Below are 21,636 nucleotides of genomic sequence, written 5' to 3'. Positions count from 1 at the left end.
AGCACTTCAGTGGTGACAGCGCAAGAACAGGCATCCTAAAGATGCCCTGCCTCCCGCCGTCCCTCTGAACAGCAGAGCGCTTGAGGACTTTATTTGGTTTGGTGATCATAGCGCGAGCAAAACACCTGGTCCCATCCCGAACCCAGCCGTTAAGTGCCGTAGCGCCGATGGTACTGCGTCTTAAGACGTGGGAGAGTAGGTCATCGCCAAACCTAATAAGGTCCTCAAAAACAGTATCTCTCCACGATAACCAATATTAAACAAAACCGCCGCAGCCCAAAAAGCCGCGGCGGTTTTGCTTTGTGGGCGCAGAGCTATTACGGCGCGAGTGTACCCCAAAACATCCCTCCAAATTTTTCGAGACGCAAATGATACGGTCGCCGCGTAAAATCTCAAGAAAATTTTGAATTTTATGTGCGAATCTCCTTGCAGCACCTCCGTTATAAGTTTAGACACCACTTATTGGCGCGGGATGGAGCAGCCCGGTAGCTCGTCAGGCTCATAACCTGAAGGTCGTAGGTTCAAATCCTACTCCCGCAACCAACTTTAGCGAACTTTCGCTTTCAGTAAGGCCCGCCTCACCGGCGGGCCTTACTGCGTTTAGCATGTTCAACAGTTTGCCGCGAAGCTCCAGGAGGTGGACTTTCTTGTCCGCGTCCCAATCGACCACTACTGTATCGATCAGCGTGTGCAGCTCTTCACTCCCACGGCCCGACACGTCTTCGTCCGAAAGCGTTGTCACGAGATCAGCCACGTAGGTTCTGTAGAGGGCGGGCAGGTCTTCCGGCAGATCGATGGGAGTGGGGACAAGCGCTTCCCGCTCGACCTTCAGTGCCTTTGACCTGAGCCCCAAGTTCCCTCCAGCTCTGAGCGGAGTCCTTGGTGTTAATGCCCTGCTCCCCAACGTTGGACCACCGGAAGCTGGATTTTCCCGGCCGCTTCACGATGACGGGCTGGTGACGCCATCTGGACAATGCATGGCGATCGGGAGGTTGTATCCGATCGCGCTGTGGGGACGATCCTCGTTGTAGTGTCGACGCCAACCTTCCAACTTTTCACGGGCGTCGGCAAGGCTTATGAACCAGTGTGCGTTCTAGCACTCCGATCGAAGCTTGCTGTTGAAGGCTTCGATGAACCCATTGTCCGTCGGCTTACCTGGCCGTGAGAAGTCCAGCGTGACGTCGTTGGCATATGCCCAGAGATCGAGAACCCGAGAGATAAATTCGCTGCCATTATCGACACGAATGGTGTTCGGATAGCCGATCCTGCCGCAGACTTCTTCAAGCGTTTAAACCACATCCTCGCCGCGGTAGCTGAACCGCGGATCCACGACCGGGCAGAACCGAGAATGCGTGTCGACCACGGTCAGGATTCTCAGCTTTTTACCCATCGCGAGCTGATCATGGACGAAGTCCATCGCCCAGACGTCATTCGGCCCGGTAACTTCTTCTCGATCTTCACGCAGCTTGGCTTTCACACGCCGTTTCGGGTGCTTGTTTCGCAACTGCAGACCCAACTCATTGTAAATCCTGCGTGTCTTCTTGATGTTGATGGTCCAGCCCTCCCGGCGCAGCAAAACATGGACGCGCCGGTGCCGTACCTGACGCGTGCCTCGCAGATCTCCTTAATCCGCCTCTCAACAGCAGCCTGATCCGTCCGCGGGGACTTATAGTGGTAGCTGGACGTATCGACGTACATCCCGGTGACGAGTTCGCGCAAACGGCCAGGCTTCAGAGCTTTCGCCGTATGACATCTTGCAACATCTCACGGTCGAGCGTCAGGTCCGCAACGATCTTCTTCAGCCGCGTGTTCTCATCCTCGAGCGCCTTCAGGCGACGCATCTCGTCCGGCAGCAGGCCGCCATACTTTTTCTTCCAGTCAAAGTAGGTCGCTTGACTGATACCGGCCTTGCGGCATATCTCGGCGACTGGCGTACCTTGCTCGCCCTGCTTCAGGATAAACGCTTTCTGCGCTTCCGTGAACTTCGATGCTTTCATGCGTTTCTGCTCCTCTCCCAGTCTGGAAAGAATAGCCGAAAACTCCAAATTTAGACGGTCCAGTTTTCAGGGGGCAGAGCATTGTAGTGCGCAAATGCCATTCAACCGCCCAGTCTCAAGTTACCACGCCTGCTTGTTTTAAACGCGCGATTTCATTGGCCACACCCGCAGCGAATGCTTGCCCTACTGTGCTAAGTGGGCGGCCATGGGGAACGAATTGTGCGATATCCCAAGTGATCGATGGTATAAGACGATGCACAGAAACAAGTTCAAGATCGAGAAGCTGGTGCGCCACGGGGTCAACGATTGCTATGCCTTCCCCGCGCTCCACCAGTCGGACAATGCCGTGAATCGTTCGAAGCTCGGCCGCGATTGTGCGGTGAACTTGAATGGTTTCCATCATCAGATCAATCCGCCGCCGAAGCGGGCTTCCTTGTGAGAGATCAATGAACATTTCTCTGCGTAGACGGGGCAGGGGGATGTCCTCAATATCCTCCAGCGCGTGCCCTTTGGGCAGGATGCATTTTGCTTCGCAATGGGCCAAGGACAGGGCTTCGCCCCCGAAGGCTTCTGCATTGAGTGTAATGCCAAAGGCCAGATCGCAGCGCTGCTCACTGATCATCCTAAGCATTTCGGCCATACCTACATCAGCGATTTGCACCGTGGCTTGGGGATGTTCCTTGCGGAAATGGCTAAGGGCGTCGAGCAAAAAAGTGTCGCAAAAGACCGGCTGCGCTGCGATGACAAGATGCCCTACCTGACCGCTGGCGATTGCGCTGGCCTCTTGTTCCAAATTTCGAAGGCCCGCAAGATGGTGCATTACGGTTTGGTGAAACCGAAACGCCTCTGCGGTCGGGGCAAGGCGATTTCGCTTGCGTTGAAACAGCTCGAAACCTGCCTTTTTCTCCAATGAAGACAACAATCGGCTGACCATGGGTTGGCTCATATCCAAATGTTCGGCGGTGAGTTTCATACCCCCCAACCGCATATAGGCGTCAAAGGCCTGTAGCTCTCGTGTCTTGAACATGCTGCACCCTCTCAGTATGCAGATTATGCAACTAGCTGCGAACTCTTGTCAAATTCGGCATACTGTGGATGGTAGCCCGCATCCAACAGCTCCGGGTTGCCGGACAACACTTGAGGTACTTATGAAAAAAATAATCGGAACGATTGCACTTACCCTTTTGGCAGCGGGCGGGCCGGCGCTGGCTCAATCCTATCCTGAGAAATCTGTAACACTGGTGGTCCCTTATGGCCCGGGCGGTGCTTCGGATCTTGCTGGTCGTGCTCTGGCGGAAACGGCACAGCCGATCCTAGGCCAGCCGGTAACAGTGATGAACAAGCCCGGCGCAGGCGGCATGAACGGTGCACGTTTCGTTTCTGATGCCGACGCGGATGGCTATACACTGTTACTCGCGCGTGTTGGCATGGCCTTGTCACCTGCTGTAACGCCGGAATCTGCAGTGCCATGGGATGCCTATACATTTGTGAGCGCACTTGAGGCGACGCCGATGATCTTGGCCGTGCGCGGCGATGCGCCTTATGAGAATGTCGACGACTTGATCAACGCGGTCAAAGACAGCAATGGCGCAATGACATATGCGGCCTCCGGTGCCACAGCGATTGATGGTTTCACCACACAGGCACTTTTGGCCGACAATGACCTCGATCCACTTACCGCGGCGACGCTTGTGCCTTACAAAGGCGGTGGCGCGCTTGCGACTGCCCTGTTGGGTGGTCATGTAGACTTTGTCGCGATGGCAGCCGCATCTTTGATGCCGCATATCGAGAGCGGCGATATGAAAGCTCTAATGGTCTTTGCTCCTGAGCGCGTGGACAGCCTGCCGGATGTCGCTACCGCCGATGAACTGGGCTATGAGAAAGCTGGCCAGATTACTGGGTGGAGCGCGCTTTATGCGCCCAAAGACATGCCCGAAGACGTGGTCGCCAAATGGCAGGACATTCTGGGTCAAGTCGCAACGGACGAAAAATGGCTCGAACTCGCGGCCCGTCGTGGTTCGATTTCCACCATTGGATCAGTTGAAATGCCCGACTACGCCAAAAGCCAGTACGAGCTGTTTAATGGTCTCGCCAAGGACTTTGGCTATCTGCCCCAGTAAGCTCTTGCAGGTGGGCGAGCATCGCCCGCCTGCACTCTCCGTAGCCGGCCCTCGCGGCCAGCCTGATCTCAACAGAGGTCTCATTTCTTTCATGAGGATTGCCATGACGATGCCCGTTTTGCGGGGGCTGCTAGTAGTCGCATTCTTTGCGCTCTTTGCCTTCTATCTTGTCCCTGTGTTTGTGCCTCGCCCGGCGTTTATTCCCGGCTTTGCGCCACCCCCTGACATGTGGCCGAAAACCGTGTCGCTGATTGGTATTGTACTTGGCTTACTTGCACTGATCCTCGCGATCCGCGGCGGCGCTCCGGCGGAGGAAGCGGTCGAAACTGACGGCAGCTCCGTCAAACGTATGACGCTGCGATTTGCTGGCTTGGTCTTCGCTTTCGGGCTGTTTCTGGTGGCGCTGCCCTACGTCGGATTTCTGATCGCGACTATCCTGCTCACGCTTTGCATGGTCCTCATGACTGGCGAACGAAACTATCGAATTTGGATTGTACTTCTGTCCGTCGGAGGGCCGATATCGCTTCTTCTGTTCTTCAATTCCGCTCTCGGAACGCAGTTTCCCAAGGGTGAACTGATTAAGATACTCGGCTTCTGATCGGAGACACTGATGCTAAACGAGATACTCGTAGCCCTTGCGGCTGTTGCCACACTGCAAAATTTTCTGATCATGACCGCCGGTATCTGGGGGGGCGTGATCGTTGGGGCCATTCCCGGGATGACGGGCACGATGGCCGTGACCTTGGCGCTGCCATTCACCTTTTACATGGCCCCGGTTCCGTCGATCCTGTTGCTTGTGGCTTTGTACAAAGGCTCAACCTACGGCGGGTCCGTTTCAGCGATTTTGATCAAGACTCCGGGCACTGCTTCGGCTGCTTGCACGGCCCTTGATGGCTACCCACTGGCTCAACAGGGCAAAGGGGGCAAAGCGCTCAACATGGCGCTCTATTCCTCAGTGATTGGCGACTTCCTGTCGAATATCTCGCTGATCTTCTTTGCTGCCCCCCTCGCCTTACTGGCGCTTCACATTGGCCCGCCTGAGTTCTTTATGCTGATGCTTTTTGCGCTAACGACCGTCGCAGGGGTGTCTGGCAATTCTCTGCTGTTGGGGATGGTCTCTGCGGCACTTGGTCTGTTGTTGGCAACAGTGGGCGAGGACCTCTATGGCTCTTTCCGCTTTGCCTTCGTGCCTGACATGCAGGCGGGCCTGTCGATTGCGCCCGTGTTGATTGGTCTCTTTGCTTTGCCTGAGCTGATCAAACTGGTGGTCATGCGCGCGGCTAAAACCGATGAGGCGGCCCCACTGGGCGCGCAGCATGTGACACGCGACGAGTTCATGGGGTCGCTGCGCAGCATTCTCAAAGGCTCCGTAATTGGTTCAATCCTTGGGGCCATCCCCGGTATCGGCCCTTCATCGGCGGCGTTCTTTTCTTATGGCGAAGCGCAACGAAGCTCCAAGAACAGCGCTAATTTCGGAAAAGGCGAACTTGAAGGCATCGCTGCGTCAGAATCTGCGAACAACGGCGCTTGCGGTGCAACGATGATCCCACTTCTTGCATTGGGTGTGCCCGGCGATGTGATCACTGGCGTGATGCTTGGCGCCTTCATGATCCAAGGTTTGACGCCCGGCCCGCTGCTGTTTCAGACGAACATGCATGAAATTTACATGCTCTTTATCGGTATGCTGGTCTCTTCGGTGCTATTGTTCTTCGCAGGCAAAGTTACCATGCGGATGTTCACAAAAGTGGCTCTAATCCCGCAAACCTTGCTGACGCCGTTGGTGCTGCTTCTTTGTATCTTCGGGATCTATTCTATCGCTTCCAGCACCTTCGATGTGGCCGTGCTTCTTGTGATGGGGCTGGTTGGGTTTGGCATGTTCTTGCTGAACATTCCCGCAGCACCCTTCCTCATTGCATTCATCCTTGGCCCAATGATCGAAGAAAACCTGCGCCGCGCGTTGGCAATATCACGGGGCGATCCTGCGGTGCTGCTATCGTCGCCCATCACATGGGTCTTCGCAGTGCTGATCATCTTTGTGCTTGGCCTAACCGTCCGCCGAGAATTCTTAAAATCTAAAGAAAGACGAGTTCAGCAATGATTGACCTGAGCGAAACAACCTTTGCGTTTGATGACCTGACCGCGGACGCCGCAAGGCATCTGGCACGGCTGATCTCATTCGATACGGTCTCGTGTAAGTCTAACCGTGCGCTTATTGATCATATGGCAGATTTCTTTGGCGATCTGGGTGGGCGGATTACGATACTGCCTGACGAAACCGGCGCCAAAGCAAATCTGATTGCGGCCTTCGGACCCGAAGATATAGCGGGCATCGTCTGGTCAGGGCATACGGATGTAGTTCCCGCAGATGAACCAGAATGGGAAAGTGACCCTTTTCTGGCCCAGATCAAAGACGACAAGCTTTTTGGCCGGGGCTCTTGCGACATGAAGGGCTTTGCTGCCTGTGTTATGGCAGTGGCACCGCAACTGGCGCATGCGGGGCTTACGCGCCCGATCTACCTCTGTTTTTCCTATGACGAGGAAGTGGGATGTTTGGGGGCGCCCGCGATTGCAGAGTATCTAGAGCAACTGCCAGTACCACCTGAGTTTGCGATTATCGGCGAACCTTCGATGATGAAACTGATCACAGGGCAAAAAGGCAAAATCGCCATGCGGGCGCATGTTACGGGCACCGCTGGGCATTCATCATTTGCACCAGAGCATGTAAATGCCATTGAGTTTGCCTCCAAGGCGGTTGAACGGATTTCCGAGCGCGGCAGGCGCTATGAAAAAGAAGGCCCTTTCGATCAGGATTTCACCGTGCCGCACGCCACGATGCTGGTGACGATGATGCAAGGCGGTGTTGCAACAAATGTGACGCCCGACAGCTGCACGCTTACGTTTGAGTTGCGCTCGATCAGCGGTATGGATCCTGAGCAGGATATGGAACGGCTTTTGGATGAAGTCACGCGGGCGGTTGCCCCCCCGATGCAAGATAAGTTCCCCGGTACCGGCATCCGTTTCGAAAAGATCTTTTCCTATCCCGCTATGGGCGATGCGCGAGAGACCCAAGGCTTTCAACGCTATGCTGACCTCCTGCCAGCTTGGGGTGGTAAAGTTTCATATGGTTCAGAAGGCGGTGTTTTCGAGGGAATCGGCGGGATCCCTGCGGTGATCGTCGGACCTGGGTCTATCGATCAAGCGCATAAGCCGAACGAGTTTGTCGCGATTGAACAACTTGCAACCTGTATTGAGTTTTTGAATGGTATCGTCGACTTTCTGTCCTCCGAATAGGCCCGCGGCGACAGCATGAAGTCTTCCCCGCTCGTCGTCGTCATTGAGCGCTTGCCCTCTTAAAGGGCAAGCTTAATTCGCGTCCCGTTTTTGGATCGCGAACAGCAGGTCATCATACGGTTGCTTTCGGCACGTTCGGCCCGCGTTAGAACCATATCTCGGTGGTCGATTTCTCCCTCGACCACGGCCACCTCGCATGAGCCGCACAGCCCTTCGCGGCAATCGCAGGCGACATCGATCCCTGCCGCCATGATCGCATCCAGCAAAGTGGTGTCGGCAGCGACTTTGACCACCAAACCCGAGTCCGTCAGTTCCGCCTCAAACGCTTGCTCATTCTCGGGATCAATACCCGTGGCAGTGGTTGAAAAATGCTCAAAATGGAATGTGCCTTCGGGCAGTTCCTTTGTCAGCGTCTCCAGCGCATTCAGCAGCCCTTTTGGCCCACATGCATAAATTTGCGCACCATCTTCCAGCCCTGCGACCATGTCGGGGAGGTCCATCCGATCACCTTCGTTCCCTGCATACAACGACAGGCGCGCGCCGTGATCGCGAGCCACACGGTCCAAAAACGCCATGGTTGATTTAGATCTGCCAGCATAATGGAGTGCATAACTCTGCCCCAAGGCCTTTAGACGGTCGGCCATCGCAAGAATGGGCGTGATGCCGATGCCACCAGCAATTAGGACCACATGCGGCGCGGTTTCATCAAGTTTGAACAGGTTTGACGGCCCGCGCATACGGATTTCCGCACCAGCTCGGAGGGTTTCATGAATATGCCGAGACCCGCCACGCCCTAGCTCCTCGCGCAGAATAGCAACACGATAGCTGTCATCCTCGGGTGCACCGCATAGTGAGTATTTGCGGTCATATGCGCCGACGCAAAGCTCGATATGCGATCCGGCAGTCCACTTGGGCAAGGGGCGGCCCTGCGCGTCTTCAATGGTCAGGCCAAGGATTCCGTCAGCCTCTTGGCGCACCTCCGCGATCCGTACCTTTCGAGCGATGTCGCGTCGTGCGGGTGGGCCTACGGCAAAGGTGCGACGGGGATGGATCGCATTCGGGTTGGTTCGCTCTGGGTTCTGTGCGGGGTCCCATTCAACCCACAGTTCATCCGGTCCCCGGAATGAGGTGTTGGGTAGGTAGTCAAATTCCTGCTCGGACAACCGCAAATGGGGCAGGCGGCGGGTCACTTCTTCGAGGAAGATCCGCATTTCCATCCGCCCGATGTTCTTGCCCATACATTGATGCGCGCCATAGCCAAACGTCAGGTGATCAACAGCATTGTCGCGGTAGATATCAAAGGTATCAGCCGCTTCGAAATGCCGTTCATCCTGATTGCCAGAGGCCTGCACAATCAACAACTTTGCGCCCTTGGGCAGATCGACATCATTCAAAGTTGTCGGCGCCGTGGTCTGGCGGCGCCAAGCGACGATTGACCCAGCATAACGCAGACATTCCTCAACCGCATTGGGGATCAGGGAGGGGTCCGCGCAAATATCGTTCCAAGCATCAGGATGCGTCAGCAGGGTTTTAAACATGTTGGCAGAGGCCAGCGAAGTTGTCTCATGCGCTGCGACGATGATCGCCATCATCATCGAATGCACATAGCTGTCCGTAACAACCTCGGGTATCTCGGCGTTCATGCGAATGGTATGATGCATCCAACCGGTCCCCTCCGGCTCGGCACGCATCTTTTCAATGATCTCACCCGCATATTGCCAGAAACGCCCTACATCATGGGCAACCTCAATCTGCTTTTGATCCGAAGGCTTGCCCCATGTGTTCACCGAATGCGCCACGGAAAAGGTCTTGAGGGTGGCAATTTCGTCCTCTGGAACACCAAGGAAATGCAGCGCCACCAGCAGCGGCACTTCGTATAACATGCCATCAATCAAATCGACCCGCCCGCTGTCGATAAAGGCATCAATCTTTTCGCGTGTCAGGCGACGGATCATATCCTGCTGCTGTTCCAGATTCTCGGGCATGAAGTGGTCCAGCAGTGCGCGCCGCCGCTCCATATGCGCGGGCTCGTCCTCGTTCACCATGGTGCGGGCCATAGCGTAGTCATAGCCCTTTAGGATCTCTTGCGCCTCTGATGTCGCGGGGGTGATCTTTTCCAAAACGTTCCGTGGGGAAAACAGGATAGGGTCGCGAAACACCGCCTTGATGTCATCGTATCGGGAAACCACCCAGTATCCCAATTTCGGGGCGTAAAACACCGGGAGCTGGTCACGCGACCAACGCAGAGCTTCGGCCGGATCAAGCTGATACGGCCCTTCGAAAGCATCAAACGCCTCCGCCATGGCCGTCGGGTCTGTGACCGGACAACCATGCTCCGCGCCCGCAGAGGCCGCTGTGCCAAATGGGCAGCCCTTATCGTTGCTTTCGGTTTGGTCGACCATCCTTTTGCTCCCCCTCAGTCACGATGCTCCGCATCCGTTGTATTTTACGTATAATGAACAGGCTATATTTAATATGATTGCGTGTAAGGGCTTCATGGGCCTTGCCGAACCCGCATTTCTTTTCAATCGCTAAGGGTTGTGGGGGCAGTGTCGCCACCATGGGTGCATTACTAGCCGAGGCTCGTTGCACGAGGGCACGGCGCGCGTATCCACTGCCATGCGCCTGTCTAGCGGGGCCGTTTCGATCCTATCGAACGGCGATCCGCCCAACCCAGCCCATGTAGTATCTATTGACCGCATCAATCCTTTTTCGACGGCATCCACGTCCGCCCGACAGGGGGGCCGCTGATCGCTTTTTGTCTTGGTTCCGGTTCAGCCAAATGTGGGTTCCTACGGTAAACAACATAAGCCAGGCTCGCCACTGTACCCATCATGGGGATCAAAACCGCCAAAGCAATCACCGGATTGTCAAAGAGCGCGGCCAACGAACCCACCAACAGCCCGGCCCCCATCTGCATAAAGCCCATCAATGACGACGCGGCGCCAGCGATACTTGGAAAGGGGGCCAATGCGGCGGTAGACATGGCGGGCATTACGAAGGCGATCCCGAACGTGTAAAAGGCGACCGGCACCATCACCCGAAGAAAAGTAGTCTCTCCGATCAGCAACGACAGGATCAAAGCGCTGCCCAAAAGGATCACCCCCAGACCGGGCACGACCAACCGATAAGCACTGTTATGTTTCATAAGGTGGCGCACGACCAACGACCCGGCGAAAAAGCTGCCCGACTGCATCAACATCCCAAGCCCAAATTCTGTCGGGCTGAAGCCAAGTTCCTGCATCAAAATGAAGGGAAGGATCGTTGCCAAAGCGTAAATCGCACCGATTGCACCGGCGATAGTCAGTGACGTCGTCATAAAGTGGCGGTTGGTCAGCAACGTGACGTAGGATTGGCCAAGCTGGCGCAGGTTGAGCCGGCTGCGGTCGGGAACGACCGTTTCGCGCAGGCCCCAAACCGTCACGCTGATCACCGCAACACCAAAGGCCATCATCGCAACAAATACGGACTGCCACCCTGCATGCATCACCAAAAGCCCGCCCAGGGTGGGTGCCAGTGCAGGGGCCACCGCCAAAATGATCCCCATCAAGTTCATGATGCGCGAAGATTCATCGCCCTCAAACATGTCGCGGACCAACGCCCGTGAAATCGCCACGCCTGCGCTGGCCCCGATGCCTTGAACAAATCGCGCCGCGATTAGGGTTTCAATTGTAGGAGCTACAAGCGCCAGTAGGCTGGCAGTCACGAACAAAAGCAGAAAGCCGATAATCACAGGCCGCCGCCCCAATGCATCCGAAAGCGGCCCCGCGATTAGCTGAGCCGAGGCAAAACCTGCAAAATAGAGGGTTAGGGTCATTTTGACCAAGCTGTTCGTGGTGTCATAGGCAGACACAACCTCGGCCATTGCGGGGGTATATAGTGCCATGGCAATCGGCCCGGTGGCGATGAAAAGCGCACCAAGCAAACTAACCCTGCGCACAGACATCCGCGGGGCAACTTTGGCCGCAGCTTGACCACTCATTCGATCTGAAACGCTCATGTGGAAACAGCCCCCGTTGTACGTTTATTACGGTAAGCCGTCAGATGATTGTCACGGGCCGTTTTCAGCATACCACGGAAGGACTGCCAGTCATCGGCGGGTATATTCCCGCGCGTGACGGCTCTCACCTCGTTTCCTATGGCTCTTAGTTTGGCCAATAGCGGCGTGGCCTTTTCAGTTACTTGCACCAGTTTGGCGCGGCGGTCTTTTGGATCAACGCTTCGCCGCACCATCCCCGCAGCTTCGAGATTATCCAAAACACTTGTGACGCTCATTGCGCCAAGTCCGGTCAGATTGGCCAAATCATTCTGCCGCAAGGGACCAAAGCGGGCCACGTTCGCCAATGTCCGCGCCTCGCTCGGGGTAATGCCGAGCGCCGCGTCATCCACCCTGCTTTCAAATTCTGCCCGTAACAAACGAGCAATATCAAGAAGCAGAAAAGATGAGGTATCGGAGTCTATCGGTTGATGCATGCTTTCGGCCTCACGAATCGTAAGTTTGACAGATAGTAAGTGAAGCGTACTAATTCAACCTCATCCGTCACATCTGATTTTGAGCGGAAATGTCGAAGTTATCTCGCCTCTCAAGCCTAAAGTAGCGCTAGCCGTATGCGCCGCAGGCCGTGATGACAGCGACCGGGTACAACGTCCAAAGAACGGCGACCAATCCGACCCATCCTGTGGCGAGACTCGTCCATTGCATGAAAGCCGAACCGGCTTTGAACCGATCCCTGTGCAATGCGAACAATAGCGCGACCTGCATAAGGATCGCTGCGAACCACGCAGAGAGCAGTGCGAAACGAAACAGAGAAACCTCCTGATGGCTGATCTCTGGCCAGCGCAGCGCGCAACCGACCCCATGCAGTCCGTAAATGGCGCTAAAGCTGGCAAGCCAAACGAGCGGCGGCAGAAGGAGGCGAAGAATATCCCTCACGCCAACATCCCCGGCAGGTGCGCCGCGAGTAAACTCAGAATGGTGATCACCGCCAAATAATCGGTCCAGAGAGAGACAATATGCAGCTCTGCCGCGCGGGCGGCCGATGTATATCCCCGCAAAACCCGCGCGATAACAAAGCTCAGCATCAGACTAACCAGAAGCGCATGCGCGAGCGCATAGGCGCATAGCACACACAGGGTGGCCGCATAGGCATGACCGTCAGGCGGTGGCACACGGGACAGAAGCATCGCAAAGGTCAATATCGCAATCACAGTTGCACCGAACGCAGCGACCAACGCCGTCATAGGGCGTGCACTTCGGCAATTGCTGCGTATGGCAAAGCGCATGGCCAGCGCAGCGCTCAGCGCTGCTGCAATTCCGATGCCAAGTTCTGCTAGCGATGGCGTCAACCACTCGGCAGGCGGCCAACCCGGAGCAACTGTCCATAGAAAGGCGTAGCCAAAAAGCAGTGATCCAAAGAACGTGCCATTCGCCGCCAGCAGAAAAACAGACCCCCACCAACCGGGAGATTTTGTTGTCTCACCCGCAAGCGGCAAGATCGCCCCCCTGCCCGCGTCCTGCGGTCCGGCATCAACCTGCGCGCCCAAACGCCAGACCCAAACAAGGGCCAGTGCCGCCACGCCCGCCAGTGCCAGCGGAGTCAGCCAAAATAGCTTTAGCAAGATCGACAGAAAGAACAGCCCCGTCACCGCTGCCATGACAATCGGCAAGCGGGTGTTGCCCGGATAGATAACCATGAAATCGGGTCGGCCCGTGGCGATATCAACGGTCAGCGTTTCGCGTCTGTTGGCCTTTGGACCTCCGAGATAACCTTCGCCTTTGGCCAGACGGTTGGGCAGCCCGGGGTCAGCATGGAAGGGGTCGCGCGATACGACATGCGGCAGGCTGGCGAAATTATAAGCCGGGGGTGGCGACATGCTTGCCCATTCCAGCGTTCCAGCCTTCCAAGGATTGCGCCCGCCGCGCACCGCGACAAAAGCGTGGATCAAGACATCGACCAGTACCATGGCCAAACCGATCGCCATGACAAAACTGCTGATCGACGAAATTAAATTGATCACGCCCCAACCAGTCTCGGCGTCATAGGTTTCGATCCGGCGGCGTTGGCCCATCAGACCGACCCAGTGCATCGCCAAAAAGGTGCCGTGAAAGCCGACAAATATCAGGCCAAAAGCCATCTCTCCCAGTCGGAAAAAGCGTTTGCGCCCGGTGAAAAGCGGCAGCCAGTAATAGATGCCCGCAAGGATTGGAAAAACAAACCCTCCGAACAAGACATAGTGCAGATGCGCGGTGATGAAGGCCGTGTCATGCGTCTGCCAGTCAAAAGGCACCACGGCAACCATAACACCGGTCAGCCCGCCGATCACAAAAGTGAAAAAGAAGCCAAGGATGTGCAGCATCGGCAAATGCAGCTCCGGTCGGCCTTTCCACAGCGTTCCGATCCAAGCAAAGACCTGCACCCCGGTCGGCACCGCCACCAGTGTCGAGGCGGCGGAAAAGAACGCCAACCCCATGAGCGGAATGCCTGTGGTGAACATGTGATGCACCCAAAGCCCGAAACTTAGAAACGCCAGTGCCACCGCCGAGGCGACAATCCAGCCGTAGCCCAGCAGGGTGGTGCGCGCCATGACTGGTATGATGGTTGAGATCACCCCGGCGGCAGGCAGGAAAATGATATACACCTCCGGATGTCCAAACAGCCAAAACAGATGTTGCCAAAGCAGGCTGTCGCCCCCCAAATCAGCTTGAAAGAACGGCCACCCAAAGGCGCGTTCAACTTCAAGCAAGACCGAGCCGAGGATCAGCGGCGGGAAACCGGTCAGGATCATCAGCGCGGTGACCAGCGCGTACCATGCGAAGATCGGCATCTTGTCAAGCGACATACCCGGCGCACGGTATTTCAGGATCGACACCGTCAGCTCAACCGCCGCACAAATCGCCGAAATTTCGACAAAGGTGATGCCGATCAGCCAGAAATCGGTGTTGATCCCCGGCGAGTGTAAGGGGCCGGTAAGGGGCGGATACATGAACCACCCGCCATCGGGCGCGATCCCAAGGACCAGCGCGATCAACAACATTGACCCGCCAAAAGCGTAACACCAATAGCCATAAGCGGTGAGCCGCGGAAAGGCGAGGTCACGGGTGCCCAGCATCTTGGGCAGCAAATAAATCGCCAGCCCCTCAAACGTGGGAATGGCAAAAAGAAACATCATGATGGTGCCATGCATTGTGAAGAACTGCGCAAATGCACCGGCATCGACAAAGGCAGAATGCGGCGTCGCCAATTGTGCGCGGATCAACATCGCCAGAATGCCACCCACAAGAAAGAAAAAGAAAGCGGTGACAAGGAACATCCGACCAAGATCGGAATGGTTCACGCTGCTGGTCCAACCCTTCCAGCCCGGCTCGGACGCCCAGATCGCGGTCAGCTTGCGGTGGCGGCGCAGTGCAGTCATTGTTCTGCCCCGCTCACAAAGGCATCCCAAGCCTCAGCATCATGGGCTTTTACCGTAAAAACATGCATCCGATAGCCGGGGCCATTATACTCGGCGGAAAGCCCTTGGTAACTGCCCGGCATATCGGCCTCGATCCTAAGTGTGTTGACGTGGCCGGGAATGGCGTCCAATTTTCCAGCAAGACGCGGCACCCAAAAACTGTGAACGACATCAAGACTGGTAATCGCAACATCTACAGGCCTGCCAGCCGGAATATGCAAAACACCGTCAGTCGTATGGCCGGGGCGATTATCATAGGCAAAGCGCCAGTTCCATTGTCGCGCCTCGGCGCTGACAGCAACCACATCGGCACCGGCACGTGGCATCAACCGGTGCCCGACATGCAGACCATAGACTGTCAACGCGGCAAGGACCGACATGGAAAACACCAGCCCTAACCCAACAATCCAGACTTTGATGCCTGCAGTTTCGTCGGCATCGCCAATCTCCTTCGCGCGAAAGGCCGCCCCAAGCAGTACCAGTACCATTCCCAAAATCGCCGCAGCGCCCGCCAACATCACCCACCACAGGGTCGAAATGGTACGCGCCGCCGGACCTGCGGGATCGACAACCGAAAGCGCGCCGCTGCAACCAATCAGCAGACTGCACGTTACCCCCATGCAACCGATCCGGAGACCCCTGCCAAAATGACCGAAGAACAAACCCCGCAGTGCGATGAGGACAGGTTGATTGACCCGATTGCCGAAGCCCCCGGTTACCAGCAGACGGAAACCCGCATCGCCGTAAACGGCCACCCGATCCACGCGATGAGCGTGGCTTTTCCGGTGGCGCTGTCTTTCTGCCTTTTGGGGGCTGATGTGCTCTTTTGGTGGACTGGCGATGCCTTCTGGGCACGTGCCGCGCTTTGGGCGGCAGGGACGGGCTTTCTCTTTGGCATGCTTGCTGCCTTCTCCGGCACCGCAGAATTGCTGTTGGTGCGCGGCATCCGCGCGCGCGCCGCAGCGTGGACCCATGCAATTATTGCCGTGACCTTGCTGTCGGTATTGGGGGCGAACTGGGGGCATAGGCTTTATGGCTACGAGGCTGCGGTGCTGCCCTACGGTATCCTGCTCTCTGCACTGGGTGCAGCGATGGTGGCCTTTACAGGGTGGCACGGAGGCAAGCTGGTGTTCGATTATCATTTGGGCACATCAAAGGGCAATTGACCGTTCCGGGGGCTAAGCAGCCAATCAGGGAGGGTGACCCCGCTGAGATCAGGCTTTCCCAAAACAAGAAACAGGATAGAAACCATTGGCACCATGGCTGCCGCCAGCGTTATGAAAGCAGGCGCTGTTTTGCGTTCGTCCGGCTTTTCGGCGACCTGCACAACTTGATGACCAATCCAAGCATGTGCCGCCGCCAGTGCTGCAACAAAGACGAGCTTGGCATAAAACCACGGCACAAAGGCTTCGGTTAGAAAGATTAGCCACGTCCCCGCCACTACAGCAATGATCGCCGCCGGGGTGACCACGATCGCATAGGTCGTATGGGTGGCCCTGCGAATGCGTTTGTAATCTTCGGGTGTGACGGCAGGGTCATGGCGCGAAAGCATCAATGGCAGGGCAAGCAACCCGCCGCACCAAAGCAACAGCGCTGCGATATGAGCGCTTTTGAACAACGTGATCAGACCCGGATACAAATCGCTCATGTCACGTTGCCCGCCCTCAGCGCGATCCAATTTCGGCGGGCCAGCGAAACAGCCAGCACAGCATAAGGGATCCCCGCAGGCACCCACATCAGTAGCCCCCCCAGTTGCTGATCTTGCAACGGCGTAAGCCCCCAAGCGTAGGGCGCCATAAAGTGAGCCGCATAAAGCGACTGCGGTGCAAAGGTCAGGATTGCGCCCAGCATTCCCATCTGCGCAAAAGCCGCGACCGTCAGGGATATCGCTTCGACCGCTGATCGCTCTGGCGCGAAAACCTCATGCCAGAACCAGATAGCGCTGCCCAATAGCGTCACCTGCATCAGCCAATAGACCCCGACATGGCTCAGGGCGGCATCATAGGCCATCGGCAGATGCCAAGCCCAGAGAACGACCGTAGACACAACAAATGCAACAATGGCCGACCCTGATCGACGCCTCGGCAAGATGCTTGCAATAAGCGGCGCGGCTACCGCGACCAAAAGGATGTGATGCACGACACGGGCAGAGAACAGCGCAGACGACAAAGCGCAGAGCGGTGAGACGAACGCCAGCACGAGGGCCAACATGGCCCAAGCTCCGTTACGTTTACGTGCAATGACAAAAGCAAGCAGCCCCAAGCAGGTCAATAGAATAGGATCAAGGTTCCAGCTTGCCCATAGATCGACAGGATCCGGCGCGGGGCCGCAATATACTTGGTTCCACGCGTCGTTAAACATGCTGCCTCCGGTTTCTGGTCACGTTTGCACCGTGACCCTCTATCTGGCTGCGACTATTCATTTGACCATAGGCAATTTCTATCGGGGCCCTCAAGATGCGCCCTTTCTAAGGGCGGATTTTTGACCGCCCCCTTAAATTACTTTCAATTCCTTGACTCTCAAAAATGCTGAACCAGTCTTTATCAGTGTGAAGGTTTGTCGCTATTTGATGCGCTACCAAGCGGGCTCAGATGGCGATCCATAGGTTCCAAGGAGGGGCAATGTCTTACTCGACAAGACGCGGCGTTCTGAAAACCTTGCTATTTGGCGGCACCGCCCTCGCTACCCCAAGCGCCCTTTGGGCCGTGGAATATGGCCGCGGCGAAGGTATGCCTTGGGCCCCCATGCGGGGCGATCCGCCTTATTACGGCACAACCGACGCTCGTTTTTTCACCCCCGACGAACGCGCCGCTGTGGCGGCAATTTCTGCACGCCTCATTCCCAGCGATGATGACGGACCCGGCGCAACCGAAGCCGACGTCGTGACCTTTCTTGATCGGCAGATGGCAGGGTTCTACGGGCGTGGGCAGCACTGGTATATGAAAGGCCCCTTTGCAGAGGGGACCGATACCCAAGGCTATCAAAGCGAATACCCGCCCGCAGAACTCTATCGGCACGCCTTGGCCGAACTGGATGCCTATTGCCGCGCGCAGGATGATGAAAGTTTTGCCGGGCTGTCAGAAGGCCGGCAGGACGAAATACTGACAGGGCTAGATGAGGAAAAGATCACTTTTGACGCGGTCTCAGCCAAGGTCTTTTTCGATCTTATTCTAAAAAACACAATCGAGGGGTATTTCGCCGATCCGATTTATGGCGGCAATCGGGATATGGTTGCTTGGCGATATGTTGGCTTCCCCGGCACCCGCTACGATTACCGCGATTTTGTGAACCACGGCGGTGCGCCGATCCAGCTTGAGCCGGTCAGCCTTATGGGGCGACCGGGATGGAGCCGTCCCTGATCGCATGCAAGGCCGCCCCCGTGAGCGATGAGATAAGAGGTACTGATGACACGAAAGAAGCTCTCAGGTTTTGACGTTGTCCTTGTCGGCTTCGGCTGGACTGGCGCGATCTATGCCGAAAAGCTGACCGCCGCCGGACTGGAAGTGCTGGCTCTTGAGCGCGGCCCATGGCGCGATACGTCAAAAGATTTCGCCACCACATTCGCGCAGGATGAACTGCGCTATTATTGGCGGCACGGCATGTTTCAGGAAACCGCGCAATCAACCCTAACTTTTCGTAACAACGGTGCAGAAACGGCGCTGCCGATGCGGCATTGGGGATCGTTCCTGCCCGGCAATGGTGTTGGCGGTTCGGGCGTGCATTGGAACGGACAGACCTACCGTTTCCTGCCATCCGACTTTGTGGTGCGCAGCCATAATGAGGAACGCTATGGCCCGCTGCCCGATGGCATGACGGTGCAAGACTATGGGGTAACCTATGACGAGCTTGAGCCGCATTTCGATTATTTCGAAAAGATCTGCGGCATCTGCGGCAAGGCGGGCAATCTGAACGGACAGACAAGCCCGGGGGGCAACCCTTTCGAGGGGGCGCGCAGCAGCGAATATCCCAACCCACCCATGCAGATGACATTCTCGCAAGATCGGTTCGAAGCCTCGGCCCGCGATCTTGGACTCAATCCTTTTCCAGTGCCATCTGCGAATATGTCACGCGCCTATGTCAATCCACTCGGTCTGCAACTGGCACCCTGCACCTATTGCGGTTTCTGCGAGAAATATGGCTGCGGCAACTATTCGAAATCCTCTCCCCAGACCACGATCTTGCCGGTGCTGATGGAGCGCCCGAACTTTACCCTGCGGACCGAATCCGAAGTGTTATCAATCGAAAAATCGCCAGATGGGTCGCGCGTAACAGGCGTGACCTATGTTGACACCAGCGGCGACAGTTTCTTTCAGCCTGCCGAGATGGTTGTGATGTGCGCCTATCCGTTGGAAAACACCCGCCTCATGCTCCTGTCGCAGATCGGGACACCCTATAACCCGCAAACTGGCAAAGGCGTCGTCGGCAAGAACTACTGTTATCAGGTAATGTCTGGTGCCACGGTATTTTTTGAAGACGAATTCACCAATGGATTTGTCGGTGCCGGGGCACTTGGCATGGCCGTGGATGATTACAACGGTGACAATTTCGATCATAGCGGGCTGGGGTTTATCGGCGGCGGATATATCGCCTGCTACACGACCAACGCCCGCCCAATTGAAAGCCATCCCGTCCCCGATGGCGTTCCCGAATGGGGCAGTGCCTGGAAACAATCCATCGCCGCCAATTTTCTAAAGACAGCCACCGTAGGTGTGCATGGCGCGTCAATGGCGCACCGCAGCAATTATCTTGACCTTGACCCGACCTATACCGACCGACACAATCGCCCCCTTCTGCGCATGACTTACGATTTCACGCAGAATGATCGCCGACTAACCAATCACCTCACGCCAGTTGCCGAAGACATCGCCCGCGGCATGGGCGGACGCGAGGTAAAGGTTTCTGAGCGCACGGGTGCCTACGACTCGGTCCCGTATCAAACCACCCACAACACCGGCGGCACGATCATGGGCACCGATCCGCAGACCAGTGTGTGCAACCGATTTTGTCAAAGCTGGGACATGCCCAATTTGTTTGTCGCTGGGGCCGGTCTGTTTCCCCAAAACGCTGGCTATAACCCCACCGCCACGGTGGGGGCGTTGGCCTATTGGTCGGTCGACGCAATTATCAATCAATACCTGCCTGATCCCGGGCCTTTGGTGCAGCCATGATACGAACCATCATCATAACAGCTGTTGGGGCTGCTGCCCTGTCTTTCGCGGCACCAGCTCAGGCGCAGGAACTGGCGTATTCTCAAGTTGAGCGCGGCCGCTATCTGACCTCTGCCGGGGATTGCAAAGCTTGCCACACCGATATCGAAAACCATGGCCAACCCTTCGCTGGCGGACGGGCGATGGCAACGCCCTTTGGCACAATCTACTCGGCCAATCTGACACCTGATGCAGAAACCGGCCTTGGACGGTGGTCGCGGGAAGATTTCTACAATGCTCTGAACGAAGGCATTGATGACGAGGGGCGGCATCTTTACCCCGCGATGCCCTATCCGAATTTTACCCTCATGACGCGGGACGATACCGATGCGATTTTTGCATATTTGCAGTCCCTTGAACCGGTACACAAAGAAAAACCCGAGAACGAATTTCCATTTCCTCTGAATATCCGGATGTCTGTCAGCGGTTGGAAAATGCTGTTCTTCGAAGATGAAGAGTTCCGCCCCGATCCCGACCAATCCGATGCGTGGAACCGGGGGCGATTTCTGGTCGATGGGCCATTGCATTGCGGCGCATGCCACACCGGGAAAAACCTGCTCGGCGCGAGCGTTGACGATGAATATATGCGGGGCGGCTTGCTTGAGAACTGGTTTGCTCCAAACATTCGCGGCGGCGAAAATGGTGGCATCGCGCATTGGGACGAGGATGACATCGTAGAATACTTGAAGGATGGGCGCAGCAAACACACAGCCCCGATGCAGCGCATGGGCGAAGTGGTGTCCTTATCCACACAAAATCTGCGCACCGACGACCTGCGCGCCGTGGCAACTTATCTCAAAAGTCTTGACGACCAACTGCCCGAAACTTTCGATAAGATTGACGCCGCCCTGGCGGAAATGGGCAGCGCCCTATATTTTGACAATTGCGCAGGCTGCCATGCCGCTGACGGCTCCGGCGTGCCATATGTATTCGCGCCGCTCACGACCTCAAATAAGGTGCACGCAGAAGACCCATCAACCGCGATCCGCATTATCCTTGGTGGCGCCCGGGCAGAGCCGACAGACAATGTGCCAAGCATCCCCGCCATGCCGCCCTTTGCATGGAAACTGTCAGACGCGCAGATTGCCGATTTGCTAAGCTACCTGCGCGGCTCTGGCCCGCGCCACGCCGCGCCCGTTTCCGCGTCCGAGGTCGCTGAGGTGCGTGAGTATCTAAGCGAAGAGCATTGAAGGTGTCAGTCCTTGGTTAAGCGGGAGGTGGTAGCGTGACACACCTTAACAGCCGCCGACACATTCAGATCGTTTGAAAGGTTAACCCATCCTCTGACACCCGCGCTGCCGTTAACCGCCCCGTTGCATAGGCTCCGGTATCAATGGCAATCCGCCCGGGTCCGTTGCATTAACGCCGCTTCGGCGCAGTAAGAGCAGGAACTGCGATCATCAAGCGGCTTCCGGGAAGAGTTTGGCGACGAAGTCGATCTCGTTTTCAACTCCGGTCCTGCAGCTTTCGAACTGACCCTTGCGGATGGTGCGGAAGGTTTCGATCCCGGCGAGCGCGGCCTTTGCGCCGGCCATGGTCTGGAAGCCACGCATCGGTCGCAGCCGCTGT

General features: G+C 56.5%; 16 protein-coding genes, 1 tRNA gene, 1 rRNA gene and 1 pseudogene. 10 read left to right on the top strand and 9 right to left on the bottom strand.

Annotation, left to right across the window (positions count from 1 at the left end; translation table 11 throughout):
* The first annotated feature begins 97 nt into the window (after window positions 1-97).
* Window positions 98-212: ribosomal RNA gene (gene rrf, locus BM229_RS17490) — 5S ribosomal RNA — on the top strand.
* Between the two features lie 254 nt (window positions 213-466).
* Window positions 467-543: transfer RNA gene (locus BM229_RS17485), tRNA-Met, on the top strand.
* A gap of 397 nt (window positions 544-940) precedes the next feature.
* On the opposite strand, the pseudogene BM229_RS17475 reads toward BM229_RS17485, so the two are convergent.
* Together BM229_RS17475 and BM229_RS17470 are read right to left on the bottom strand one after the other, a co-directional pair.
* Window positions 941-1,997 (bottom strand): annotated as a pseudogene (locus BM229_RS17475) (IS3 family transposase).
* 115 nt (window positions 1,998-2,112) lie between these two features.
* Entirely contained in the window at window positions 2,113-3,024 is a 912-nt protein-coding gene (locus BM229_RS17470) for a LysR family transcriptional regulator (RefSeq protein WP_093928936.1), read from the bottom strand.
* Window positions 3,025-3,145: 121 nt separating this feature from the next.
* Between BM229_RS17470 and BM229_RS17465 the strand changes: the two genes are divergently transcribed.
* From BM229_RS17465 to argE, 4 genes are all read left to right on the top strand, one after another.
* A complete protein-coding gene (locus BM229_RS17465; RefSeq protein WP_093928935.1) occupies window positions 3,146-4,117 on the top strand; it encodes a Bug family tripartite tricarboxylate transporter substrate binding protein in 972 nt (323 codons plus the stop codon).
* Between the two features lie 103 nt (window positions 4,118-4,220).
* On the top strand, window positions 4,221-4,715 hold the full coding sequence (locus BM229_RS17460) for a tripartite tricarboxylate transporter TctB family protein (RefSeq protein ID WP_093928934.1): 495 nt from the start codon (window positions 4,221-4,223) through the stop codon (window positions 4,713-4,715).
* Window positions 4,716-4,727: 12 nt separating this feature from the next.
* Window positions 4,728-6,215: a tripartite tricarboxylate transporter permease gene (locus tag BM229_RS17455; RefSeq protein WP_093928933.1), complete on the top strand. Its 1,488-nt coding sequence runs from the start codon at window positions 4,728-4,730 to the stop codon at window positions 6,213-6,215.
* The gene (gene argE / locus BM229_RS17450) at window positions 6,212-7,408 is read left to right on the top strand and encodes an acetylornithine deacetylase (protein WP_093928932.1); all 1,197 of its coding nucleotides are present in this window, start codon (window positions 6,212-6,214) and stop codon (window positions 7,406-7,408) included. Before BM229_RS17455 ends, argE begins: the two co-directional genes overlap by 4 nt.
* Window positions 7,409-7,467: 59 nt before the next feature.
* On the opposite strand, the gene BM229_RS17445 is transcribed toward argE, so the two are convergent.
* From BM229_RS17445 to BM229_RS17420, 5 genes are all read right to left on the bottom strand, one after another.
* Window positions 7,468-9,810 (bottom strand): cytochrome P450/oxidoreductase, encoded by a 2,343-nt coding sequence (locus tag BM229_RS17445; protein WP_093928931.1) that lies wholly within the window; start codon window positions 9,808-9,810, stop codon window positions 7,468-7,470.
* 299 nt (window positions 9,811-10,109) lie between these two features.
* Window positions 10,110-11,354 (bottom strand): multidrug effflux MFS transporter, encoded by a 1,245-nt coding sequence (locus BM229_RS17440; RefSeq protein WP_093928938.1) that lies wholly within the window; start codon window positions 11,352-11,354, stop codon window positions 10,110-10,112.
* A gap of 50 nt (window positions 11,355-11,404) precedes the next feature.
* Window positions 11,405-11,881, bottom strand: coding sequence for a MarR family winged helix-turn-helix transcriptional regulator (locus tag BM229_RS17435; RefSeq protein WP_093928930.1), 477 nt, complete (start codon window positions 11,879-11,881; stop codon window positions 11,405-11,407).
* Between the two features lie 456 nt (window positions 11,882-12,337).
* Window positions 12,338-14,821 (bottom strand): cytochrome c oxidase subunit I, encoded by a 2,484-nt coding sequence (gene ctaD, locus BM229_RS17425; RefSeq protein WP_093928928.1) that lies wholly within the window; start codon window positions 14,819-14,821, stop codon window positions 12,338-12,340.
* Window positions 14,818-15,480, bottom strand: a complete 663-nt coding sequence (locus tag BM229_RS17420; protein ID WP_093928927.1) for a cytochrome c oxidase subunit II — start codon at window positions 15,478-15,480, stop codon at window positions 14,818-14,820. The genes ctaD and BM229_RS17420 overlap by 4 nt, the downstream gene beginning before the upstream one ends.
* Window positions 15,481-15,507: 27 nt before the next feature.
* Between BM229_RS17420 and BM229_RS17415 the strand changes: the two genes are divergently transcribed.
* Window positions 15,508-16,026, top strand: a complete 519-nt coding sequence (locus BM229_RS17415; RefSeq protein WP_093928926.1) for a DUF2231 domain-containing protein — start codon at window positions 15,508-15,510, stop codon at window positions 16,024-16,026.
* On the opposite strand, the gene BM229_RS17410 is transcribed toward BM229_RS17415, so the two are convergent.
* Together BM229_RS17410 and BM229_RS17405 are read right to left on the bottom strand one after the other, a co-directional pair.
* Entirely contained in the window at window positions 15,999-16,508 is a 510-nt protein-coding gene (locus BM229_RS17410; RefSeq protein ID WP_093928925.1) for a CopD family protein, read from the bottom strand. The two genes, BM229_RS17415 and BM229_RS17410, sit on opposite strands and share 28 nt — an antisense overlap.
* Window positions 16,505-17,221: a cytochrome c oxidase assembly protein gene (locus BM229_RS17405; protein ID WP_093928924.1), complete on the bottom strand. Its 717-nt coding sequence runs from the start codon at window positions 17,219-17,221 to the stop codon at window positions 16,505-16,507. The genes BM229_RS17410 and BM229_RS17405 overlap by 4 nt, the downstream gene beginning before the upstream one ends.
* A gap of 260 nt (window positions 17,222-17,481) precedes the next feature.
* Here BM229_RS17405 and BM229_RS17400 point away from each other — a divergent pair, with 260 nt between their 5' ends.
* From BM229_RS17400 to BM229_RS17390, 3 genes are read left to right on the top strand one after another with little or no spacing between them, the layout of a single operon-like run.
* A complete protein-coding gene (locus tag BM229_RS17400) occupies window positions 17,482-18,219 on the top strand; it encodes a gluconate 2-dehydrogenase subunit 3 family protein (protein WP_167360294.1) in 738 nt (245 codons plus the stop codon).
* Window positions 18,220-18,264: 45 nt separating this feature from the next.
* The gene (locus BM229_RS17395) at window positions 18,265-20,028 is read left to right on the top strand and encodes a GMC family oxidoreductase (RefSeq protein WP_093928922.1); all 1,764 of its coding nucleotides are present in this window, start codon (window positions 18,265-18,267) and stop codon (window positions 20,026-20,028) included.
* A complete protein-coding gene (locus BM229_RS17390; protein WP_093928921.1) occupies window positions 20,025-21,257 on the top strand; it encodes a c-type cytochrome in 1,233 nt (410 codons plus the stop codon). The genes BM229_RS17395 and BM229_RS17390 overlap by 4 nt, the downstream gene beginning before the upstream one ends.
* Window positions 21,258-21,636: the final 379 nt, after the last annotated feature.

This window comes from Sulfitobacter dubius, from assembly GCF_900113435.1.
In the GTDB taxonomy this organism is placed as follows: domain Bacteria; phylum Pseudomonadota; class Alphaproteobacteria; order Rhodobacterales; family Rhodobacteraceae; genus Sulfitobacter; species Sulfitobacter dubius.
Note: the sequence above shows the minus strand (reverse complement) of the source record. Positions and strands in the feature narration are given on the sequence as shown.